Origin of the sequence: Bacteroides gallinarum DSM 18171 = JCM 13658 (assembly GCF_000374365.1) — a bacterium.
Lineage (GTDB): Bacteria > Bacteroidota > Bacteroidia > Bacteroidales > Bacteroidaceae > Bacteroides > Bacteroides gallinarum.
The window spans coordinates 58,581-77,701 of the sequence record NZ_KB894137.1; the positions used below are offsets into that span (position 1 = coordinate 58,581).

The following is a 19,121-nucleotide window of genomic DNA, read 5'->3' on the forward strand; positions in this document are numbered from 1 at the left end:
AGTTCCGGAGTTTTGCATTATTTGGGGTTTATTAAAGGAGAAAGTTCACCGATGAACATTCTCCCTCATCACTTGTTTCCCTTCCATTAACCAACCACTTTTTAGATTATGAACATTAATACCGGACAAGGAACTATTCCTCTTATCACGCTTATCAGCATCTGGTCTGTGTCTGCGCTGACCTCCCTGCCGGGACTGGCTGTTTCGCCTATCCTCGGGCAACTCTCCACGATTTTTCCGCATGCCACCGAGCTGGATATACAAATGCTGACCTCGCTGCCTTCGTTGCTTATTATCCCTTTCGTGCTGCTGGCGGGCAAGCTGGCGGAAAAGCGTGATTTCGTCCGCCTGTTGCGGGTAGGGCTTTGGCTGTTTGCGGCAAGCGGGGTACTGTACCTGTTTTCTTCCGAGATGTGGCAGCTCATGGCTGTCAGTGCCTTGCTGGGTGTTGGGGCGGGGCTGATTATTCCCCTCTCTACCGGGTTGATTTCACGGTATTTTACGGGAGAGTACCGCGTAAGGCAGTTCGGGTATAGTTCTGCCATAACCAATATGACGCTGGTGGTGGCTACGGCTGTAACGGGCTATCTGGCGGAGGTGCACTGGCGTTTGCCGTTTGTCGTTTACCTGTTGCCGTTGGTATCTTTGGCGCTCTCCGCCTATTTGCAGAGGGATACCTCCTCGATAACCGTCCGCCAGGCATCGGCGGCTATATCTTCGGCAAAAGCCACGCCGGCGGTTTCCGGCAAATACGGCATCCATATAAGCCACCTCGTCCGGTTGATGCTGTTTTACGGTCTGGTTACCTATGCCGTGCTGGTGGTTGCCTTCAACTTGCCTTTCTTAATGGAGGCGCATCATTTTTCGAGCGGTGATTCCGGATTGATGATTTCCCTGTTCTTCCTCGCTATTATGGCGCCGGGTTTTCTGCTGGACGATATCGTGAAACTCTTGGGAAGCAGAACAAAACTTTACAGCCTGTCCGCCATTGCCGCCGGGCTGCTGCTGATATGGATTTCGCCTACGGAGTGGCTCATCGTACCGGGCTGCATTCTCGTAGGCTTGGGCTATGGCATTATCCAACCCCTGATTTACAACAAGACGGTCGATACCGCCGTCCCCCGGAAAACAACGCTCGCCCTTGCTTTTGTAATGGTGATGAATTACCTTGCCATATTATTGTCCCCTTTCATTACGGACTTTTTCCAGTGGGTATTCCGTACCGCTTCCCAGGAATTCCCGTTCATCTTCAACCTGTGTATAACGGTGCTTGCCATGTACTGGGCATATGCCGGGCGGAAAGACTTCCTGTTCGATGATTAACGGCGGGAGCAAATAAAATGAGGATACGCCGAAACTGAAGTACACCCCAAAAGTTAGACATAAAACTTTTGGGGTGCACTTCAAAACCAAGATGAACATTCTGAAAAGTTACAGATTGTAACGGGTAAACGAACTATCCGGATTTCAGATGTAAAGGCATGGAGACCGAACGTTTACCCCCGGTCTCATAAACCAATCTGAAATCGGGCTTTGTCCATGCCTATATCGAAGTTATAAATTATCTGATTACTAACCAACGTACAAATGTATACCGACATAAAAAAGCCGTATCGTTTGAAGTGCCGGTAAAGGGTATGGCAAGTTTCAGGTTAAAAGTTTATTCTTTCTAAGGTTGAGTTTTGACATACCCTCATCACCGGGTTCTAATCCCACGGCTCGTATTTCAGTCCGAACACATCCGCTACCGCCTTGTAAGTAACCTTCCCCTCCACGATGTTCAGCCCTAACGCCAATGCCGCATCCTCCTTGCACGCCTGCTTCCAGCCTTTCTCGGCGAGCGCTACGGTGTAGGGCAGTGTGGCATTTGTCAGCGCCATAGTAGAGGTGAACGGTACGGCGCCCGGAATATTGGCTACCGCATAGTGCACGATGCCGTCCACCACATACACCGGGTCGCTGTGGGTGGTGGGGTGGGACGTCTCGAAGCAGCCGCCCTGGTCGATAGCGACATCCACGAGTACGGTTCCGGGTTTCATCATTGCCAGCATATCCCTTGTAATCAGGTGGGGAGCCTTATCGCCGGGGATAAGCACGGAGCCTATAACCAAATCTACGGTAGGCAACTCCATTTTAATATTGTGGAGCGAAGAATAGAGCGTCTTTACATTCTTGGGCAGTACCTCGCTGAGGTAGCGCAGGCGCGGCAGGTCGATATCCGTAATCATGACCTCGGCGCCCATTCCCGCCGCCATTTGTGCGGCATTGGTTCCCACGACACCGCCACCCAAGATAAGTACGCGTGCGGGGCGTACACCCGGTACACCACCCATTAGCTTCCCTTTTCCGCCCTGCGGCTTCTCCAGGAAATGCGCACCCACCTGTGCAGCCATACGGCCTGCCACTTCGCTCATAGGCGTAAGCAGGGGCAGCGAGCGGTCTTTTTTCTCTACGGTTTCGTAGGCGATACATACGGCGCCGCTCTCAATCATGGCATGAGTCAGCGCTTTATCGGCAGCAAAGTGGAAATAGGTAAACACCACCTGTCCCTTCTTAATCAGTTTATACTCCGGTGCAATGGGTTCCTTTACCTTGACAATCATGTCGGCTATGGCATAGACATCCTCAATGGCGGGCAAAGTCTTTGCACCTACGGCGATGTAATCGTCGTCAGAGAACCCGCTGTTTGCGCCGGCGGTTGCCTGCACATACACCGTATGACCTTTCTTCACCAACGCGGCTACTCCGGCAGGGGTCATTCCTACACGGTTCTCGTTGTTCTTGATTTCTTTGGGTACTCCGATAATCATAATGTTATCTGTTAATGGTTAAACGTGTTGCAAGATAACGATTTCTCTGCCTCATTGTCATTCCGGGCAGGGTGTTTTACAGCAGAAAATATCCGGTTATTTCTTAGGCGGGGCAGCGGGATAATTCTTGTTTTGTTTAGGCAGAGAGAACTATTCTTTTTATATTTGCATGCATTAAAAAATAATAGGATATGGACTATAAGAATATAAAACGTTCTATACTTCTTTCTTTTTTGTTTTTTGCCGGCAGCATGCAAGGCGGGTATGCACAGGAAGCATCCGGTACGGAAACCGCTTCATTTGTTCCCCCCTTCGATTTTCCTATCACCTTCTCCGGCAATTTCGGCGAGATACGTGCCAACCATTTTCATGGCGGGCTCGATTTCAAGACCGGTGGAGCCATAGGCAAGCCTGTCCGCGCCCTGGCCGACGGGTATATATCGCGTATCCGCGTAACGCACGGGTCGGGCTACGTGCTCGATGTGGCTTACGACAGCGGCTATTCTACTATCAACCGCCACCTCAGCGCTTTTGTGGGCGATGTAGCCCGCAGGGTGAAAGCGTTGCAGTACGAACAGGAGAGCTGGGAAGTGGAGATTACTCCCGAGCCGGGAGAATATCCGGTAAAGGCAGGACAGGTGATAGCGCTTAGCGGCAATACGGGCTACTCCTTCGGTCCTCACCTGCATCTGGATATGATTGAGTCTGCCACGGGAGATTACATTGACCCGTTGCCTTTCTTTATGGAAAAGGTGAAAGACACCGTTGCCCCCCGCGCCGAGGGCATCATGCTGTTTCCGCAGCCGGGCAGGGGAGCGGTGAACGGGAAGCAGAGCCGCCAGGCATTCCCGGTACGTCCCGCGAAACCCGTTACCGCCTGGGGGCTGATAGGCGTGGGCATCCGTGCCTACGACCATATGAACGGGGTAGGCAACCGCTACGGCGTGCACACCGTGATACTCGAGGTAGACGGCGAGGAGGTGTTCCGCAGCGTGGTAGACCGCTTTGCCTACGAAGAAAACCGCTATATCAACTCGTGGACGCACGGGCAGTACATGAAGTCGTTCATCGAGCCGGGCAACCGCCTGCGCATGCTGCATGCCTCCAACGGGAACCGGGGGCTGGTGGAAATCGACGAGGAACGTCCCTACCGTTTTGTATATACCCTGAGCGATGCGCTGGGCAACACCTCGAAAGTCCGTTTTACCGTGCAGGGAAAGAAAACCCGCATCCTTCCGGTGGAACATCGCGAGAAGTACGCCTTCAAATGGGACAAGACCAACTACCTCCAGGAACCGGGGTTGGAACTGGTCGTGCCGCGGGGCATGCTGTACGACGACGTCTGGCTGGATTATGCCGTGCATGCCGACAGCGGGGACGTGGCTTTCACCTACCAGTTGAACGACAAGCGCATCCCCATGCATGGAGCCTGCGAGATGCGCATCGGGCTGCGCCGCGACTGCTTGGACGACAAGTCGAAATATTACGTGGCTGGCGTTACTGCCAAAGGCGGTAAATACAGCATAGGCGGTACTTACGAGGACGGCTTTATGAAAGTGCGCATCCGCGACCTGGCTACTTATACGGTAGCCGTAGACACCGTGCCGCCGGAGATAATCCCGGTCAACCCCCAGCAGTGGCGGCGTACCGGCCGTATCGTCTTTAAGGCGAAAGACAAGCAGACCGGCATCAGCAGCTACCGCGGAACGATAGACGGGAAGTACGCCCTGTTTGGCAAGCCCAATTCCATTAGCGGCAACCTGGTATGCGAGCTCGACCCGGAGCATGTGAAGAAAGGCAGCAGGCACACCGTAGAAATGACCGTAACGGACGGTTGCGGCAACCTGACCGCCAAACAGTTCCATTTTGTATGGTAAGCTTCCGCCCCCTCTCCGGTACACCGTGCCAATCTGTGCAAGCTGTGGCGGAATAAGTGAAATGAACAGGTAAACCTATAACAATATTAATCATTACAAAATAATTCGAAGTATGAAAAGATTCACCCTCTCCGCCGTATTGGCAGTGGCTGCCGTGGCGAACGCTTTCGCCTGTACCAACCTCATCGTTGGCAAGAACGCCTCTACCGACGGCTCTACCATTGTTTCCTATTCTGCCGACTCCTACGGGCTGTTCGGCGAGTTATACCACTATCCCGCAGGGATACATAAGAAAGGTACGTTAATCGACGTGCACGAGTGGGACACCGGCAAGTACCTCGGCCAGATAGAGCAGGCACGCCAAACCTACAACGTTATCGGCAATATGAACGAGTTCCAGTTGACTATCGGCGAGACGACTTTCGGCGGACGCCCCGAACTGGTGGATACTACCGGCATCATAGACTACGGGAGCCTCATTTACCTGGGGCTGCAACGTTCGCGTACGGCGCGCGAGGCTATCAAGGTAATGACCGACCTCGTGCAGGAATACGGCTATTACAGCAGCGGCGAGTCCTTCACGATTGCCGACCCCAACGAAATCTGGATAATGGAGATGATAGGCAAGGGGCCCGGCGTACGCGGGGCTGTATGGGTGGCTGTCCGCGTGCCCGATGACTGTATCTCGGCACATGCCAACCAGAGCCGCATCCACCAGTTCGACATGAACGACAAGAACAACTGCATGTACTCTCCCGACGTCATTTCCTTTGCCCGCGAGAAAGGTTATTTCGACGGAGTGAACAAAGACTTCAGCTTTGCCAACGCCTATGCCCCGCTGGACTTCGGAACCCGCCGCTACTGCGAGGCACGCGTATGGAGCTACTTCAACATGTTTACCACCCGCGGCAATGAGTTCCTGCCTTATATACTGGGCGATACGGACACCCCGATGCCGCTGTTCGTGAAGCCCAGCCGCAAAATCTCCGTGCAGGATGTGAAGAATGCCATGCGCGACCATTACGAAGGCACTCCCCTGGATATCAGCAAGGACTTCGGCGCAGGACCGTACCACACGCCCTACCGTCTTTCTCCGCTTTCCTTTAAGGTAGACGGCCAGGAATACTTCAACGAGCGTCCTATCTCTACCCAGCAGAGCGGCTTCGTGTTCGTGGCGCAGATGCGCTCCACCTTGCCCGACGCTATCGGCGGCGTGTTGTGGTTCGGTACGGACGATGCCAACATGACCGTGTTCACCCCCGTGTACTGCTGTACGGACAAAGTTCCCGTATGCTATTCGCGCGTGGACGGTGCGGACTACATCACCTTCTCCTGGAACTCCTCCTTCTGGATTTTCAACTGGGTGGCAAACATGGTATATCCCCGCTACGACCTTATGATAGGCGATGTACGTGCTACGCAGGCGGAGCTCGAAAACACCTTCAACGAAGCGCAGGAAGGCATCGAAGCCGCTGCCGCCAAGCTGCTGGAGAAAGACCCGGCACAGGCGAAGGTATTCCTTACGAACTATACCGGCATGACGGCACAGAGCACGTTCGATACCTGGAAGCGCCTGGGCGAGTTCATCATCGTAAAATATAATGACGGTGTAGTCCGTAAGATGAAAGACGGGAAGTTCGAGCGCAATGCTATCGGCCGGCCGGCCGGCGTGGAGCGTCCGGGCTATCCGAAAGAATTCCTGAAAGAATACGTAAAGCAGACGGGCGACCGCTACAAAATGCCCGACTGATTGCCGGTACAAACGGCACTAATCGTTCATATGCGTTGCAATTTCTGTACAAATCGGTAAATCTGCAATAAAAAAATTAGGATATTTGAACTTATTCTTCTACATTTGGAACTCGACAAGCAATTATAGAGTATTAACCTTTAAAATAAAATAGTCTTATGGAAAATCAGGAACTGATTAAACAGGTCACTGAGAAAGCCGAAAAATGGCTTACCCCGGCTTACGACGCCGAAACTCAGGCAGAAGTGAAACGCATGTTGGAAAATCCGGATAAAACCGAACTGATAGAGTGCTTCTACAAAGACCTGGAATTCGGTACGGGCGGCCTGCGCGGTATCATGGGAGCCGGCAGCAACCGCATGAACATATATACGGTGGGCGCCGCTACCCAGGGCTTGGCAAACTATCTGAACAAATGCTTCAAGGACAAGGAGCAAATCTCCGTAGTAGTAGGCCACGACTGCCGCAACAACAGCCGCAAGTTCGCAGAAATCTCCGCCGATATATTCTCTGCCAACGGCATTAAGGTTTACCTTTTCGACGATTTGCGTCCCACCCCCGAAGTTTCCTTCGCTATCCGCCACCTCGGTTGCCAGAGCGGTATCAACCTTACCGCAAGCCACAACCCGAAAGAATATAACGGCTACAAGGCATACTGGGACGATGGTGCGCAGGTGCTCGCCCCGCACGATACCGCCATTATCGACGAAGTGAACAAGGTAACCGTGGCCGACATCAAGTTCGAAGGCAACAAAGACCTGATTCAGATTATCGGCGAAGACATCGACAAGATATACCTGGATAAAGTCCATGCCCTCTCTATCGACCCGGAGGTCATTAAGCGCCAGAAAGACCTGAGCATCGTCTATACCCCGCTTCACGGAGCAGGCAGGGTGCTCATCCCCGCCTCCCTGAAAGAGTGGGGCTTTGAGAATGTGCATTGCGTGCCCGAGCAAATGGTAAAGAGCGGAGACTTCCCCACAGTCGTTTCCCCTAACCCCGAAAATGCGGAAGCGCTTTCTATGGCAATCGCCCTTGCCAAGCAAATAGATGCCGACATCGTAATGGCGAGCGACCCCGATGCCGACCGCGTAGGTATGGCTTGTAAAGACGATAAAGGCGAATGGGTGCTGATTAACGGCAACCAGACCTGCCTGCTTTTCCTGTACTATATTATCAAGAACCGCATCGCCACGGGCAAGATGCAGCCTACGGATTTCGTCGTAAAGACCATTGTAACCACCGAGCTTATCAAGGCGGTGGCCGATAAGAATAAGATTGAGATGCTGGACTGCTACACCGGCTTCAAGTGGATTGCACGCGAAATTCGCTTGCGCGAGGGCAAGCAACAGTACATCGGCGGCGGTGAGGAAAGCTACGGTTTCCTCGCCGAGGATTTCGTGCGCGACAAAGACGCCGTTTCCGCCTGCTCGCTGTTGGCTGAGATTTGCGCCTGGGCAAAAGACCAGGGCAAGACGCTGTACGACATCCTAATGGATATCTACGTAGAGTACGGTTTCTCAAGAGAAACTACCGTTAACGTAGTGAAGCCGGGCAAGAGCGGTGCAGACGAAATCAAGGCTATGATGGATAATTTCCGCGCCAACCCGCCGAAGGAAATCGGCGGCTCCACCGTAACACTGGTTAAGGACTACAAAACCCTGAAAGCTACCGATGCCCAGGGCAATGTAACCGCTTTGGACATGCCCGAAACATCCAATGTGCTCCAATACTTTACGGAAGACGGCACGAAGATTTCCGTCCGTCCCTCCGGTACGGAACCCAAGATTAAGTTCTACATCGAGGTGAAGGGCGAAATGGGATGTCCCAAATGCTATGGCAGTGCGAATGCCGAAGCCGAAAAGAAGGTGGAAGCTGTGCGCAAGTCGCTCGGTATCTGATAAACAATTCGATTCTTGCTATGAGAGAGGGTGCAGGTGGCGCAGGCTGCCTGCACCCCTTTTTCATATACCTGCCTGCCCTTTCGGGGAGGCGTTTCAGGCGGGGAGGTGTTTCAGAAGGCTACCTTCATCCCGGTTTTCCATACCCATTCCCAACGCTTGTAGATTAGGTTGAACCGCCGTTCGATGCCCGTGCTTATCTGCACATTCCGACCGATGTCGTAGGAGAATCCGCTGCCGAAATACAGCGGGCTTACCTCCCCCGGCAATACATTCGACTTGCTTTCGCTACGGCTATACCCTGCATAGACATGGTAGCCGAACTTCGGAGCGATAACGAACCCGAAATCAGTCTCTTGCTGCAAAAGCATCCCTGCCTTTTTCGTATATACTCCGGTAGCAGAGATGTCTAACCGCCCGTTATGCAGGGAATAGCCGGTACGGAGCGGGGTATTGTAATACATCCGTGTACCGTTCAGCCGGAACCGGGGCATCGGGCGTATTTTCCGGAGGTTTACGGGGCGGGGTAGAAGTTCTTCGACGGGCAGAATGGGTATGTTGCCCGTGGCGGCAGGTGCGGAGAACAGTAAGTCTATCTCTTGCTTTACGGTGGGATTAACGGATATGTCCGCCTCTCCGTTCAGGATTTTCTTCAGTTTAACGGAGTCGTTCTTGCTCCACGCCGTCTGCCCTTGCACCGTCGGGGAGAAAACGGTACACAGTATTGCCAATAGTATATATTCCTTTTTAATCATTTGTCCGCTTCGTCGAGCCCGGTTTACAGGTTAGACGCAGCGCGGTGCGGAATGCTGTAAGGGAGGATAAGAAAAAAGTTAAAGGAGAGGCGGGAAGGGTGTTTTTCCCGCTCCGTTAAGTTTCTTTTATATTCTTTATGCCTGCCGGCAAATCATTTTCCGTCGAATGCTGTTCTTATATGCGACAGAGGTCGACAAGTTAACAGATAGTATTACAGATTGCGGTTGCACGCCGATTGGTTGATGTGAATGAGAGTCGTTTCATTCGTAGTTGTTCGTTTGTAAGCGCGTGTCCTCCGCAATCTGTTTTTTTAACCTTTGATTTCCGGCTTTTCATTCTCATCCGTTTTCTATCCACCAGTCAATCAGTTTCCTGGCGATACTCAGCTTGCGGGGTATTTCCGGCAGGTTATCTTTGGAGTAGAAGGCGCCGGAGCTGAGCTCGTCGTCCTGCAACTTGATTTCCCCGCTTTCATAGTCTGCTATGAAACCTACCATTAAGCCGCTGGGATAAGGCCAGGGCTGGCTGCCGAAGTAGGTGATGTTCTTCACCCTCAGCCCCGTTTCTTCCATGACTTCCCGGTGTACGCATTGCTCCAGCGTTTCGCCTGCTTCGAGGAAGCCTGCCACCAGTCCGTGGAAAGTGCCGCGGAAGTTCCGGGCATGTACCAGCAGTATTTCTTCTCCCTTCCGTATCAGTACGATGATTGCTGTAGACACGGGAGGATACATCTCGTTGCCGCATGCCGGGCATTTCTTCATGATAGGGGTGTGCTGCTCCGTGGGAGTGCCGCATACGGGGCAGAAACGGCTGTGCCCGTCCCAGTAGAGTATCTGGAACGCCTTTCCCGCTGCCTGGTAATCTGCCAGCGGCAGGCAGTCGTAGGAAGCCCGCAAGCCTGTCATTGCCCATTCCCCGGTTTCGGATACCGGCTGTCCGAGGGCGAATGCCTTTACTTGTCCCCCGTCGGGCAGGGTTACTTCGTGTATCTTGCATCCCGGAGCGGGTGTCACGGGCGGGTATGCGCCGTAGGGTATGCTGTATCTGTTTTCTCCGTTTGCAGTGTGCTCTGCCTTCAGCAGCAACTGGTCTTTAAAAAAGACGAACCACTGCGCGGGCTGTTCTATTTTTGTAGTTTTCATTGCTGTTTCCGTAGTTTTCATTCTCTTTATACGTTATGCTGATATCGTTTTACGGTTTGCTGTTATAGCGTGCTTTTCTCCCCCGGCGTATCTTCTTGCCTGATGTAGACTGTAGACCTGCTTATCCCCCGGCGGCGCAGGATGCCTTGCCTGACGAACCCGTTCAGCTCATCGATAGCTGCATGCCTCGTCAGCCCGGTCAGTTGGATATACTCGCTCTTGGTAATGCATACGTTCTTTTGCAGGAACTGCATCAGCCTTTCCTTTCTCGTTTCTTCGGTGGTCTTTACCTTCTTCGATTTCTTTGTCGGCGAGTGTGTCCTTTCCAGCTTCATCGCCTGCCTTATCCTCTTGCGGAATGTACTGCTGATGCGCAGGTGCACGTTCTGGAACTGTACGGACTCAGACCTGATTTTCTTTTTCTCATCGTCCGTTTCCTGCGTGCATTTCAGCGAGGTGCTGAAAAAGCCCAGCTCGCCCAGTTCCACGATATTGCCGTTGGCAAGCAGGTCGCAAAGCTCGTCGATGCAGGCATCCAATGCCGCCCCTATTATGTTCTTGGGCAGGTGTTGGAAGGTGGCTACGCGTTCCACGAATTCTTTTTTCGTATAGGTCGCTTTGGGGCATATACGGGCGTGGAGAGATTTTTTGTCCCCTTTCCCGTTGGGAGAGGGAGTTTCGTAAAGGTCATAGTATGCACTCATCAGGTAATTTGTTGCCAGGTTACCGCAATGCACAGTTTCCGGCGTTGCCGTATCTTATCCCTGCCCTTGCAATAAACTGTTGTTAGGTTACTGAAAATTAATCGTCCGATAATCGTCTTTCTTTCGTCCGATATATATATCCTTTTCGTCCGACATATGTTGGACGAAAAGAAAACATATGCCGGACGGAAAATTCTTACCCGGCAAAGATATAGTTTTTAGTGATAGGGAGAAAGTTTATCGGAAGAAACTTATGAGTGGAGGGGCATTTACTTTTATGAAGTCTGGCTACTACCGGAATTGTCTGTGGATAAAAAACGGGGAAGGCGGGCTGATGTTCCTGAAAGGCTTTCCGATGATTGGTGCGGTAACTGGCTGTTCCGGACTTTTTGAGGGTAGCTACTTTTACGCTATATAAAAAATCCCCCGTTGAGGACGAGGGAACCTAATGTTTTCACAACGGAATAATCCTTATTGTGATTTGCTTCATTTTAGTATGGCAAATGTAGTAAATAATTCTGGAATAATAAAGAATATATGGAAAATAGTTTTATCTTTGCATTATATTAATACCTTTATATGAGAAACAATCCTGTTTTAATTTATATTTGGCTACTTATTATAGGTTATGGATGTGTGAGCACTTTATGTGTTCATTTTGTAAATATATCTACTGCAATGATTTATACAGGGTATGGAATATTAATCCTTTGGATTTTATATACATTAGTTCTTGCAAATAAAAAAAGGAAGGATAAAACATTTATAAGCAATGGTATTTTAATAGGAGCAGTAATTGTTATAGCTATTGCTTTTGGGTTGTTGTTTCAGAATAAAGAATTGATTGGAAACCATATTAGCAACCATCATAGTGCATATTACATATCAAGCTGGGTTGTATTTATTTTATTCTTGATTATTAATTGGATATATGTCCAACAGCACCTTAAAAAAACACACAATAAATAGGGACATTTACTGAATGTCCCTATTTATCTCTTTTTCCCTGCTTATCGGTTCTAAGGTTCTTTTTTAGGGACATTTAGAAAATAGTATAAAATTAGCCAACCAATTCATACACAAAGTGTTGCGAATTAGTTGGCTTTTTTGTATCTTTAGGCATCCCCCCGCAAATAAGGGGTAGCTGCTTTTACGCTACATAAAAAATCCCCCGTTGAGGACGAGGGAACCTAATGTTTTCACAACGGAATAATCCTTATTGTGATTTGCTTCATTTTAGTATGGCAAATGTAGTAAATAATTCTGGAATAATAAAGAATATATGGAAAATAGTTTTATCTTTGATAGTAATATTCAAAAAATGATACTATGAAGACTGTACTTGGATTGGACTTGGGAACTAATAGCATTGGTTGGGCTGTGATAAATTCTGTAATTAGCGAGCAGGCAGAACGGATTTGGATAGAAATGGCAGGGAGCAGGATTATTCCGATGGATGCCGCCGTGTTAGGAGATTTTGATAAGGGAAATTCTATATCGCAGACTGCCGAAAGGACTCGTTTCAGAGGGGTGCGTCGTTTGCGTGAACGGCATTTGCTGCGTCGTGAACGTTTGCATAGAGTTTTGAAAATCCTCGGATTTTTACCGGAACATTATTTAAAGGAAATTGATTTTGAGAAACATCCCGGGAAATTTTTAGCTGATGCAGAGCCTAAATTGCCGTGGGTAAAGAACGGACAGGGGCAATATGTGTTTTTGTTTCAGACAGCGTTTAATGAAATGTTGGCGGATTTTGCAAAGTACCAGCCTTCATTAGTGGCCGGCGGCAAAAAAGTACCTTACGATTGGACGATTTATTACCTTCGTAAGAAGGCTTTGACAGAGAAAATCAGTAAAGAAGAATTGGCTTGGATATTGTTGAATTTCAACCAGAAGCGTGGCTATTATCAGCTTAGGGGAGAGGAGGAGGAAGAAAATCCAGGGAGAGTAGTCGAGTTTTATGCGCTGAAAGTGGTATCGGTAGAGGCAACGGATGAGAAAAAGGGGCAGGATGTATGGTACAACGTTCATCTGGAGAATGGCTGGGTATATCGTAGGAGCAGCAGGGTTCCATTGGATTGGGAAGGCCAGGTAAAGGAGTTTATCGTGACTACTGACGTAAATTTGGACGGTTCTCCAAAACTTGATAAATACGGTGAAGTAAAACGTTCTTTCAGAGCTCCCAAAGAGGATGACTGGATGCTGATAAAAAAACGGACTGAAGCGGATATTGCCAATACTGGAAAAACAGTGGGGTGTTATATTTATGATACGTTGTTGCAAAAACCGCAACAGAAGATAATAGGGAAATTGGTGAAAACCGTGGAGCGTAAATTTTATAAGGAAGAATTGCGCTTGATTTTGCAAAAGCAATGTACTTTTCATGCCGAATTGCGGGATAGGAGTTTGTATGCGTCGTGTGTTAAGGAGTTGTATCCCGTTAATGAGATGTATCGAAGGAACATAGCTAACCGCGATTTCCCTTATTTGTTGATAGATGATATCTTGTTTTATCAAAGACCGCTGAAAAGTAAAAAGTCGCTGATAGATAACTGTCCTTATGAGGAGAATGAATATACGGACAGGGAAACGGGCGAGGTCAAAAAGGCTCCTTTGAAGTGTATCGCTAAGTCGCACCCTCTTTTTCAGGAATTCAGGCTGTGGCATTTTCTTTCTAATATCCGGATATATCAGAGGGAAAAGGAAGTGGACGGAGGTTTGCATACCGATGTGGATGTGACTGCGGATTTCCTGAAAACGGAAGATGATTACGCGGCTTTGTTCGAGTGGCTGAATATTCGAAAGGATATCGACCAGAAGAGTTTGCTGAAATATTTTGGATTGAAAAAGGAGGTGGATAATTATCGCTGGAATTATGTCGAGGATAAGTCGTATCCTTGTAATGAGACGAGGAGTGCCATTCTTACCCGTTTGGAAAAAGCCGGTGTTTGTTCTGACTTCTTGTCTTGTGAGCGGGAAGTTGCTTTGTGGCATATTTTGTACTCTGTAAATGATAAACAGGAAATAGAGAAAGCGCTGAATACTTTTGCGGGTAAGAATGGCTTGAATGCGGATTTTGTAGAGGTTTTCAAAAAGTTTCCGCCTTTTAAAGCCGAATATGGTGCTTATTCTGCTAAGACGATTAAAAAATTATTGCCTTTAATGAGGTGTGGTATATACTGGGATGTGTCTTTGATTGACGATAAGACGAAGGAAAGAATAGAAAAAATAATAACGGGTGAATATGATGAAAAAATACGTGCCAGAGTTAGGGAAAAAGCTGTGGACTTATCGGATATAGCTTGCTTTAAGGGACTTCCGTTGTGGTTGGCTTGTTATATTGTATATGACCGTCATTCCGAAGAGAAAAATATAGCGAAATGGGAAACGCCGGCGGATATCGATGCTTATCTGGCTTCTTTCAAGCAACATTCATTACGTAATCCTATTGTAGAGCAGGTTGTAACCGAGACGTTAAGGGTTGTCCGGGATATATGGAAGCGTGTCGGGAAAATTGATGAGATTCATGTTGAGCTGGGACGCGAAATGAAAAATCCGGCTGATAAACGGAAAAGGATGACCGCACAAATGTTGGAAAATGAGAATGCTAATTTGCGCATAAAGGCATTACTTGCCGAATTTGCAAATCCGGAGTATGGAGTGGAGGATGTCCGCCCCTATTCACCGGGTCAGCAAGAGATATTACGGATTTATGAGGATACGGTTTTGAATGCCGAAGACCAGATTCCGGCAGATATCGATGCTATACTGAAGAAATTCAATAACAGTAGATTGCCGTCCAAGTCTGAATTTTTACGTTATAAGCTATGGCTGGAGCAAAAATATCGCTCGCCTTATACGGGTGAGTTGATTCCTTTAGGGAAGTTATTTACTCCTGCGTATGAAATAGAGCATGTTATTCCTCAATCTCGTTATTTTGATGATTCGTTTTCTAATAAGGTTATATGTGAATCGGCTGTGAATAAGTTGAAAGATAATCAGTTAGGATATGAGTTTATCAAAAATCATCATGGTCAGAAGGTGGAAGTGGGATTTGGCAAAGTGGTCGAAATATTTTCTATAGATAATTATGAGAGGTTTGTAAAAGAACAGTATGCCAAGTTTGGTGCAAAAATGAAGAAGTTGTTGTTGGATGATATTCCGGAGCAGTTCATTGAGCGCCAATTGAATGATAGCAGGTATATAAGTAAGGTCGTTAAAGGGCTTTTATCGAATGTTGTCCGTACAAAAGATAAGAATGGGGAATATGAGCAGGAAGCTGTTTCAAAAAATGTACTGGTTTGTACGGGAAGTGTAACGGATAGATTGAAAAAAGATTGGGGTATGAATGATGTTTGGAATAGTATTGTATTTCCTCGTTTTGAGCGTTTGAATACTTTGACCGGTACTCAATGTTTTGGACATTGGGAAAATAAAGGGGGAAAGAGAGTGTTTCAGACGGAGTTGCCTCTTGAATATCAAAAGGGGTTCAGCAAGAAACGTATCGACCATCGTCATCATGCCATGGATGCGATAGTGATAGCTTGTGCTACGCGTAATCATGTAAATTATCTGAGTAACGAGTCTGCAAGTAAAAAGGCGAAAATCTCTCGTTATGATTTGCAACGGCTTTTGTGTGAAAAGAGCAGGACGGATGCCAATGGTAATTATAAATGGATTATAAAGAAGCCGTGGGATACTTTCACACAAGATGCAAAGGAGGCATTGGATAAAATTGTGGTTAGCTTGAAACAGAATTTGCGTGTTATTAATAAGACGACTAACGTTTACCAGCATTTCGATGCCGGTGGCAATCGCGTTTATGAGAAACAGAAAGCCGGTGACAGTTGGGCTATTCGTAAGCCGATGCATAAGGATACTGTTTTTGGAGTAGTAAATTTAAGGAGGGTAAAGTATGTGCGGTTGTCCGTTGCTTTGGATACGCCGGCTATGATTGTAGACAAGAAAGTGAAAAATAAGATTTTTGAATTGCAGTCTTATAAGTATGATAAAAAGGGGATAGAAAGGTATTTTAAGGAAAATATATCTTTATGGAAGGGCTTGGATATAGCTAAAATTGCTGTTTATTATTTTACAGAGAATTCTTCTGAGCCTTTGTTTGCAGTACGTAAACCGCTTGACTCTACTTTTAATGAGAAGAAAATAAAAGAATCTGTAACAGATACTGGGATACAGAAAATCCTTTTGGAACATTTATATTCTAAAGGGGGGAATGCGGATTTAGCTTTTTCTGCAGAGGGCTTAGAGGAAATGAATAGTAATCTTTTACAACTAAATGGTGGTAAGAAACATCAGCCGATATATAAAGTGAGAGTTGCTGAAACGCGTGGAAACAAGTTCTGTGTAGGAACTGCGGGGAATAAGAATACTAAATATGTAGAGGCGGCGAAGGGAACTAATTTATTTTTTGCTGTTTATTTAACGGAAGATAATAAGCGTGTTTATGAGACTGTTCCTTTGAATATTGTCATAGAACGAGAGAAGCAAGGACTTATTCCGGTTCCGGATGAAAACGAAAATGGAGATAAGTTGTTGTTTTGGCTATCACCTAATGATTTAGTGTATCTGCCGACTGAAGAAGAATGGGAAATGGGAAGAATAGATGAACCGATAGATAGGGGAAGGATTTATAAAATGGTTTCTTCTTCAGGTAATCAATGTTTTTTTATTCCTCAAAATATTTCGAATGCCATTATTCCGACTAAAGAATTGGGAGCTAATAATAAAGCAGAAAAGGCATGGAGCGGTGAAATGATAAAAAATATTTGTATTCCTATTAAAGTGGATAGGTTGGGATATATTGTAGAAATAAAGAAGGTAATGGGGAAATGAATAATATAAAACTTTTCCAGGACAAGAAAATTCGCTCTGTATGGAATGATGAGGAGCAACAATGGTATTTTTCAATTGTAGATGTGGTAGAGGCGTTGACGGATAGCGCTGACCCTAAGCAGTATATAAAGAAAATCCGTTCAAGGGATGAGGCTTTGCGTTCGAACTGGGGTACAATTTGTACCCTGGTTCAAATGATAGCGGAAGATGGTAAAAAGAGAAAAATCCAGGCTGCAAATATGAAAGGGTTATTCCGTATCATTCAATCTATTCCTTCTCCTAAAGCCGAGCCTTTTAAACTTTGGCTGGCACAGGTGGGGTATGAGCGTGTACAAGAAATAGAAAATCCGGAATTAGCCCAAGAACGTATGAAGGAGCTTTATGAGCAGAAGGGGTATCCTAAAGTTGGATTGGCAAACGTTTACGGGGTATTGCCATTCGTCAGAACTTGACGGATGAATGGGAAGAAAGGGGAATTGCGGAGAAAAGCGATTATGCCATTCTTACTGCTGAAATTTCTAAGGCAATATTTGGATTGGCTCCTTCGGACTATAAGATGTATAAGGGTTTGACAAAGAAAAATCAGAATCTTCGTGACCATATGTCTGATTTGGAGTTGATTTTTACGATGCTTGGTGAACGTGTCACTACGGAAATTTCTCAGAAAGAGAAACCGGATACGTTCACTAAGAGCAAGCAAGTCGCGCAACGGGGTGGGAATGTTGCGGGAGTAGCCCGCGAACAAGCTGAGAAAGAGTTGGGTAGAAGCGTTATTTCTCCTGATAATTTCTTGTCGGATTCTGAAAAGGAGGATGATACTTTACGATTGCCTTTTGAGGAGAATGATGAGTAAATAGTCTATAAAATCTAAATGCTATGATTAAGAAAACACTTTATTTTGGAAATCCTGTTTATTTGTCTTTGAGGAATGCTCAATTAGTAATTAGGTTTCCTGAGATAGTCAAGAATGATGTTTTACCCGAAGGGTTTAAGCAAAAATCTGAAGTGACCAAACCGATAGAGGATATTGGGGTTGTGGTATTGGATAATAAACAGATAACCGTTACTTCGGGTGTACTGGAGGCTTTGCTCGAAAATAATTGTGCAGTCATAACTTGCGATACTAAAAGCATGCCGGTCGGTTTGATGCTTCCGTTATATGGGAATACTACACAAAATGAAAGATTTCGAAAACAGCTTGATGCTTCCTTACCGTTAATGAAGCAACTTTGGCAACAAACGATAAGAGCGAAAATAGAAAACCAGGCAGTGGTATTGGGTGAATGTGCTGGGGAGGAAATAAAGTGTATGAAGGTTTGGGCTGCTGATGTGAAGAGTGGAGATTCGGATAATTTGGAGGCTCGTGCTGCTGCTTATTATTGGAAAAATCTATTTAAAATAGAGGGTTTTACGAGAGATAGGGAAGGTATTCCACCTAATAATTTATTGAATTATGGTTATGCTATCTTGCGTGCTGTTGTTGCCCGCGGATTAGTAGCAAGTGGGCTTTTGCCAACTTTGGGGATACATCATCATAATCGTTATAATGCTTATTGTTTGGCGGATGATATAATGGAACCGTATCGCCCGTATGTGGATAGGTTGGTATATAGTATAGTTCAAAATAACGGTGCTTGTACTGATTTGACTAAGGATTTAAAGGCACAATTGTTGTCTATTTCTACATTGGAAACTAATATTTCGGGAAAGCGTAGCCCTTTAATGGTTGCAGTTGGACAAACTACCGCTTCGTTATATAAATGTTTTAGCGGAGAATTGCGCAGAATATCTTATCCGGAGATGTAATGGATCGGTTTAGTGAATATCGTATTATGTGGGTACTTGTACTATTTGATTTGCCAACTGAAACCAGAAAGGATAAAAAAGCTTATGCGGATTTTAAAAAGAATTTGCAAAAGGATGGATTTACAATGTTTCAGTTCTCTATCTATGTCCGTCATTGTGCAAGTAGTGAGAACGCAGAGGTACATATAAAAAGAGTCAAGTCTTTTTTACCCGAGCATGGAAACGTGGGAATTATGTGCATTACAGATAAACAATTTGGGAATATAGAACTATTCTATGGGAAGAAAACGTTAGATGTAAATTCCCCGGGGCAACAGTTGGAACTGTTTTAAAAAGAAAAATCCCGCCGAACAGCGGGATTTTTCTTTGAAAACAGTATTCTTTTTATTATTCTAATTTAGGGACATTCAGTAAATAATATAAAATCAGCCAACTAATTCATACACAAAATATTGCGAATTAGCTGGCTTTTTTGTATCTTTAGGTATTCCCCCGCAAATAAGGTTTGAAGGCCAAAACGGG

The 19,121-nt window shown here is 46.7% G+C and carries 15 protein-coding genes; 11 read left to right on the forward strand and 4 right to left on the reverse strand.

What is annotated here, in order from left to right:
- Positions 1 to 108 precede the first annotated feature (108 nt).
- The gene (locus C233_RS0113525; protein ID WP_018668110.1) at positions 109 to 1,323 is read left to right on the forward strand and encodes an MFS transporter; all 1,215 of its coding nucleotides are present in this window, start codon (positions 109 to 111) and stop codon (positions 1,321 to 1,323) included.
- A 383-nt stretch (positions 1,324 to 1,706) separates the two neighbouring features.
- On the opposite strand, the gene ald is transcribed toward C233_RS0113525, so the two are convergent.
- Entirely contained in the window at positions 1,707 to 2,810 is a 1,104-nt protein-coding gene (ald, locus tag C233_RS0113530; RefSeq protein ID WP_018668111.1) for an alanine dehydrogenase, read from the reverse strand.
- Positions 2,811 to 3,001: 191 nt separating this feature from the next.
- Between ald and C233_RS0113535 the strand changes: the two genes are divergently transcribed.
- The 3 genes from C233_RS0113535 to C233_RS0113545 all read left to right on the forward strand — a co-directional run bounded on the left by C233_RS0113535 (position 3,002) and on the right by C233_RS0113545 (position 8,338).
- Positions 3,002 to 4,687 carry a M23 family metallopeptidase gene (locus C233_RS0113535; RefSeq protein ID WP_018668112.1) on the forward strand — a complete coding sequence of 562 codons (1,686 nt, stop codon included), beginning with the start codon at positions 3,002 to 3,004 and terminating at the stop codon, positions 4,685 to 4,687.
- 112 nt (positions 4,688 to 4,799) lie between these two features.
- Entirely contained in the window at positions 4,800 to 6,437 is a 1,638-nt protein-coding gene (locus C233_RS0113540; protein WP_018668113.1) for a C69 family dipeptidase, read from the forward strand.
- A gap of 158 nt (positions 6,438 to 6,595) precedes the next feature.
- On the forward strand, positions 6,596 to 8,338 hold the full coding sequence (locus C233_RS0113545; protein WP_018668114.1) for a phospho-sugar mutase: 1,743 nt from the start codon (positions 6,596 to 6,598) through the stop codon (positions 8,336 to 8,338).
- Between the two features lie 113 nt (positions 8,339 to 8,451).
- Here C233_RS0113545 and C233_RS0113550 read toward each other — a convergent pair whose 3' ends face one another.
- From C233_RS0113550 to C233_RS0113560, 3 genes are all read right to left on the reverse strand, one after another.
- Positions 8,452 to 9,093: a DUF4858 domain-containing protein gene (locus tag C233_RS0113550; RefSeq protein WP_018668115.1), complete on the reverse strand. Its 642-nt coding sequence runs from the start codon at positions 9,091 to 9,093 to the stop codon at positions 8,452 to 8,454.
- Positions 9,094 to 9,432: 339 nt separating this feature from the next.
- Positions 9,433 to 10,236 carry an NAD(+) diphosphatase gene (nudC, locus tag C233_RS0113555; protein WP_025068961.1) on the reverse strand — a complete coding sequence of 268 codons (804 nt, stop codon included), beginning with the start codon at positions 10,234 to 10,236 and terminating at the stop codon, positions 9,433 to 9,435.
- A gap of 62 nt (positions 10,237 to 10,298) precedes the next feature.
- Positions 10,299 to 10,940, reverse strand: a complete 642-nt coding sequence (locus tag C233_RS0113560; RefSeq protein ID WP_025068962.1) for an HU family DNA-binding protein — start codon at positions 10,938 to 10,940, stop codon at positions 10,299 to 10,301.
- Between the two features lie 178 nt (positions 10,941 to 11,118).
- Here C233_RS0113560 and C233_RS0113565 point away from each other — a divergent pair, with 178 nt between their 5' ends.
- From C233_RS0113565 to cas2, 7 genes are all read left to right on the forward strand, one after another.
- Positions 11,119 to 11,358, forward strand: a complete 240-nt coding sequence (locus C233_RS0113565) for a hypothetical protein (RefSeq protein ID WP_018668118.1) — start codon at positions 11,119 to 11,121, stop codon at positions 11,356 to 11,358.
- Between the two features lie 161 nt (positions 11,359 to 11,519).
- Positions 11,520 to 11,909 (forward strand): hypothetical protein, encoded by a 390-nt coding sequence (locus tag C233_RS22720; protein WP_025068963.1) that lies wholly within the window; start codon positions 11,520 to 11,522, stop codon positions 11,907 to 11,909.
- 360 nt (positions 11,910 to 12,269) lie between these two features.
- Complete coding sequence (gene cas9, locus C233_RS0113575) at positions 12,270 to 16,793, forward strand: type II CRISPR RNA-guided endonuclease Cas9 (protein WP_018668120.1); 4,524 nt, start codon at positions 12,270 to 12,272, stop codon at positions 16,791 to 16,793.
- Positions 16,790 to 17,245: a BRO-N domain-containing protein gene (locus C233_RS24860; RefSeq protein ID WP_026314857.1), complete on the forward strand. Its 456-nt coding sequence runs from the start codon at positions 16,790 to 16,792 to the stop codon at positions 17,243 to 17,245. The genes cas9 and C233_RS24860 overlap by 4 nt, the downstream gene beginning before the upstream one ends.
- Entirely contained in the window at positions 17,242 to 17,646 is a 405-nt protein-coding gene (locus C233_RS24865) for a hypothetical protein (RefSeq protein ID WP_018668121.1), read from the forward strand. The genes C233_RS24860 and C233_RS24865 overlap by 4 nt, the downstream gene beginning before the upstream one ends.
- 23 nt (positions 17,647 to 17,669) lie before the next feature.
- Positions 17,670 to 18,599, forward strand: a complete 930-nt coding sequence (gene cas1 / locus C233_RS0113590; RefSeq protein WP_018668122.1) for a type II CRISPR-associated endonuclease Cas1 — start codon at positions 17,670 to 17,672, stop codon at positions 18,597 to 18,599.
- Positions 18,599 to 18,931, forward strand: coding sequence for a CRISPR-associated endonuclease Cas2 (cas2, locus tag C233_RS0113595; protein ID WP_018668123.1), 333 nt, complete (start codon positions 18,599 to 18,601; stop codon positions 18,929 to 18,931). Before cas1 ends, cas2 begins: the two co-directional genes overlap by 1 nt.
- The last annotated feature ends 190 nt before the right edge of the window (positions 18,932 to 19,121 follow it).